At 74.8% G+C, this 3,696-nt stretch carries 2 protein-coding genes and 2 pseudogenes; 2 read left to right on the top strand and 2 right to left on the bottom strand.

Annotated elements, in window-relative coordinates; genetic code table 11:
* Together FFT10_RS27470 and FFT10_RS27465 are read right to left on the bottom strand one after the other, a co-directional pair.
* Positions 1-274 (bottom strand): annotated as a pseudogene (locus FFT10_RS27470) (RND transporter); the annotation flags it as partial.
* Positions 271-960, bottom strand: coding sequence for a CerR family C-terminal domain-containing protein (locus FFT10_RS27465; RefSeq protein ID WP_137736073.1), 690 nt, complete (start codon positions 958-960; stop codon positions 271-273). The gene FFT10_RS27465 and the pseudogene FFT10_RS27470, both read right to left, overlap by 4 nt.
* A 210-nt stretch (positions 961-1,170) precedes the next feature.
* Between FFT10_RS27465 and fusA the strand changes: the two genes are divergently transcribed.
* Together fusA and FFT10_RS27745 are read left to right on the top strand one after the other, a co-directional pair.
* On the top strand, positions 1,171-3,258 hold the full coding sequence (gene fusA, locus FFT10_RS27460) for an elongation factor G (RefSeq protein ID WP_137736072.1): 2,088 nt from the start codon (positions 1,171-1,173) through the stop codon (positions 3,256-3,258).
* Positions 3,259-3,395: 137 nt separating this feature from the next.
* Positions 3,396-3,696, top strand: a pseudogene (locus tag FFT10_RS27745) (hypothetical protein); the annotation flags it as partial.

Genomic DNA, 3,696 nt, shown 5'->3' with positions numbered 1-3,696 from the left:
CGATGCGGGCGGCGGCGCTGGCCAGGTCGGGGCTGGCGGCCCGGGCCGCGGCCACCAGGGCCGGCAGCGCCGGGTCGTCGAACTGCTGCCACCAGGCGGTCAGGTCGGCCAGCCGGCCGCCGTGCGGCAGGCCGGTCTGCCATTGCGGTGGCAGCGGCGCCGGGGCGACGGCCGGCTGCGCCGCGGCGGCGCCGGCGGCTGTCCAGGTGGCAGCGGCCAGCGCCGCAGCCAGGCCGGTGCGGCAGCGGCGCAGCGCGGTGGCGGGCGGTGTCATGGTGTCCCTCCGGCCGCGGCGCGGCGGCGCTGCTCGTGGTCGATCATCGCCAGGCCCTGGCGCAGCAGGCAATCGCCCCAGCGTTCGACGGCATCGGGCGCTGCATGCAGCTGCGGGGCCACCGCGTCGGTCACGTCGCGCCCCAGGTGCAGGTGCACGCCCAGCGCCGACAGGCAGACCACCAGGCGGTGCAAATCATCGTCGGGCGCGGTCAGGCCCAGGTGGCGGCACAGCACGCCCACCATCGCGTCGTGCATCGGGCGGATGCCCTCGTGCACCTCCTGCACCCACAGGCCAGTTGGCTCGACCATTTCGCGCATGCGCAGCTTCACGCAGAGCTGCCCGTCCTCGCCCTGCTGCAGCGGCTCCAGGAAGCCGGCGTAGTAGGCGCGCAGCGCGTCTTCCAGCGACAGCCCGAAGGCAGCGAAGTGCGCGATGTTGTCGGCGATCTCGCCCAGCGGCTCGAAGAACACCGCCCGGTACAGCCCGGCCTTGTCGCCGAAGTAGTAGCTGATGGCGGCCACGTTGACGCCGGCGACCTGCGCCAGCTCGCGCGTGGTGGTGGCGGCAAAGCCCTGGTGGGCGAACAGCCGCAGGCCGGCGCGCAGCAACCGGGCCCGGGCGGGGTCGGGCTCGGTGCCGGCGGGCGCAGTGGCGGCGCTGGGGCGGGTGGGTGGTGGAACCATGGCGCGCAGTCTAGGCGAGCAAATCAAACGTTTGATTAACCCCGCAAAACTCAGGGTTTTCATGGGGATGTCGCCGACTTGTCGCCGGCGCTGGCGGCTTGCGCGGCGCCGGCCGCAGGCATAGGCTGGCAGCGCCAACCGCCCCCCCCACCGCGCCCGCCCTGCGGCCTGTGCGCAACGTGCGAGCGCTCCAACCTGAGGAGAACCGCCATGCCCAGCCCATCCCCCCTGCCCGGCGCCACCGACGCCGCGGTGCAGGTCGCCGACATCCGCAGCCTGGCCCTGGTGGGCCCGTCGGGTGCCGGCAAGACCAGCCTGGCCGAGGCCCTGCTGGCCGCCAGCGGCGCCATCGCCACCCCCGGCAGCGTGGAGCGCGGCAGCACCGTGGCCGACCACGACCCGCTGGCGCGGCGCATGGGCCACTCCTTGCAGGCAGCGGTGCTGCACTGCCACTGGCGCGGCAGCCGCATCCACCTGATCGACACCCCTGGCGCGCCCGACTTCATCGGCCACAGCCTGCCGGCGCTGGAGGCGGTGGACACCGCGGTGGTGGTGGTCAACGCCAGCACCGGCCTGGAGCCGATGGCGCTGCGCATGCTGCAGCAGGCCGCCGAGCGCCGGCTGGACCGCGTGGTGGTGGTCAACCGCATCGACGCGCCCGGGGTCGACCTGGCGGCGGTGCTGGCCCAGATCCAGACCGCCTGCGGCCGTGGCTGCCTGCCGCTGAACCTGCCCTGCACGCCGGCCGATGGCGGCCCGCTGCAGGTGGTCGACGCCTTCTTCAACCGCGCCGGCACCAGCGACTTCGGCCCGGTGGAGGCCGCCCACCGGGCCCTGGTGGAACAGGTGGTGGAGGTCGACAGCGTCTTCGTCGAGCGCTACCTGGCCGACGGCGATGTCGACGCCGCCGAACTGCACGCACCGCTGGAGCAGGCGCTGCGCGAAGGCCACCTGGTGCCGGTGTGCTTCGTCTCGGCGCGCACCGGCGCGGGGGTGCAGGCGCTGCTCGATGTCATCCACCACCTGCTGCCGCACCCCGGCGAGGGCAACCCGCCAGCCTTCCTGCGCGGCGAGGGCGCGGCCGCGGTGCCGGTGCTGGCCCGGCCCGATCCGGCGCTGCATGTGCTGGCCCATGTCTTCAAGGTCACGGTCGATCCCTACATCGGCAAGCTGGGCGTGCTGCGGGTGCACCAGGGCTGCGTCCGGCCGGGCGCGCTGCTGTACGTGGGCGACAGCCGCAAGCCGTTCCGCGTCGCCCACCTCTACCGCCTGCAGGGCAAGGCCCACACCGAGGTGGCGCAGGCCTTGCCGGGCGACCTCTGCGCGATCGCCAAGGTGGACGCGCTGCACGTCGACGCGGTGCTGCACGACGCCGCCGAGGACGACCACCTCCACCTGGCGCCGCTGCAGCTGCCCGAACCGGTGCACGGCCTGGCGCTGCGCCCGAAGCGCCTCGGCGACGAGCAGCGGCTCTGGGACACGCTGGCCCGGCTGGTCGTCGAGGACCCCTGCCTGCGCGTGGCCCAGGTGCCGGGCAGCCACGAGACGGTGGTCTCCGGCCTGGGCGAGCTGCACCTGCGCCTGCTGCTGGAGCGGCTGCGCGAGCAGCACCGGCTGGAGGTGGACACGCAGCCGCCGCGCATCGCCTACCGCGAGACGGCCACCAGCGCCGCCGAGGGCCAGCACCGGCACAAGAAGCAGACCGGCGGCGCCGGCCAGTTCGGCGAGGTGCGGCTGCGGGTGGAGCCGCTGCCGCGCGGCGCCGGCTTCGAATTCATCGACGCGGTCAAGGGTGGCGCCATCCCGGGCGCCTTCATCCCGGCGGTCGAGAAGGGCGTGCGCGAGGCCATGGCCGGCGGCGCCATCACCGGCCATCCGGTGGTGGACGTGCGGGTCACCGTGCTCGATGGCAAGCACCACAGCGTGGACAGCAAGGAGATCGCCTTCGTCACCGCTGGCCGCCAGGCCTTCCTGGCGGCGATGCGCGAAGCCCGGGCCACCGTGCTGGAGCCCATCGCCGACCTGCAGATCAGCGCCCCGGCCGCGGCCATCGGCGACATCACCGGCGACCTGGCCGCCCGCCGCGGCATGGTGGCCGGCACCCAGGCCGGTGCGCTGGGCGCGGTGGTGATCCAGGCGCGGGCGCCGCTGGCCGAGCTGGTGGGCTACCAGACCCGCCTGAACACGCTGACCAGCGGCGAGGGCCGCTACACGCTGGCGCTGGCGCACCACGCGCCGGTGCCGCCGGCCGTGCAGCAGCAGCTGGTGGCGGGCTGGCACACCCGCGAGGCCGGCTGAGGCGGACGGGTGGCCGCCAACGGCGGGCCGGCGGCTGCCGCCCGCCGCGGGGCCACACCACAGTGTTAAAAATCTAGATGCGACTCGTTCGCATTTGCGTTAGCATGTCGGCATCGACGAATCCCTGGTTGCCGCGCATGTCCACCGTCCTGCTGCCTGCCCTGCCCCGCCTGCCGGCCGGCATCGCCACCGCCGGCCTGGGGCCCCGCCGCCGCCCTGCCTCGCTGGTCGCCATCGCCGTGGCGCATGCCGCGCTGGCCTGGCTGCTGCTGCAGGGCGACACGGTGCAGCGGGCGGTGCAGCAGGTCTCGCCGCTGATGGTGGCGCTGCTGCACACCCCGGCGCCGCAGCCCCAGCCGGCGCCGGCCCTGCCCGCGCCGCCGCCGCAGCGCCTGCCAGGCCAGCGCGGCATGCGCCACGGCGATGGCGACCAGCGAG

It is taken from the genome of Pseudaquabacterium pictum (genome assembly GCF_005403045.1).
GTDB lineage: Bacteria > Pseudomonadota > Gammaproteobacteria > Burkholderiales > Burkholderiaceae_C > Pseudaquabacterium > Pseudaquabacterium pictum.
Note: the sequence above shows the minus strand (reverse complement) of the source record. Positions and strands in the feature narration are given on the sequence as shown.

Excerpts from the sequence above, each read along its gene's own strand:
- FFT10_RS27465 (WP_137736073.1), bottom strand. The coding sequence starts at position 960 with ATGGTTCCACCACCCACCCGCCCCAGCGCCGCCACTGCGCCCGCCGGC.
- fusA (WP_137736072.1), top strand. The coding sequence starts at position 1,171 with ATGCCCAGCCCATCCCCCCTGCCCGGCGCCACCGACGCCGCGGTGCAG.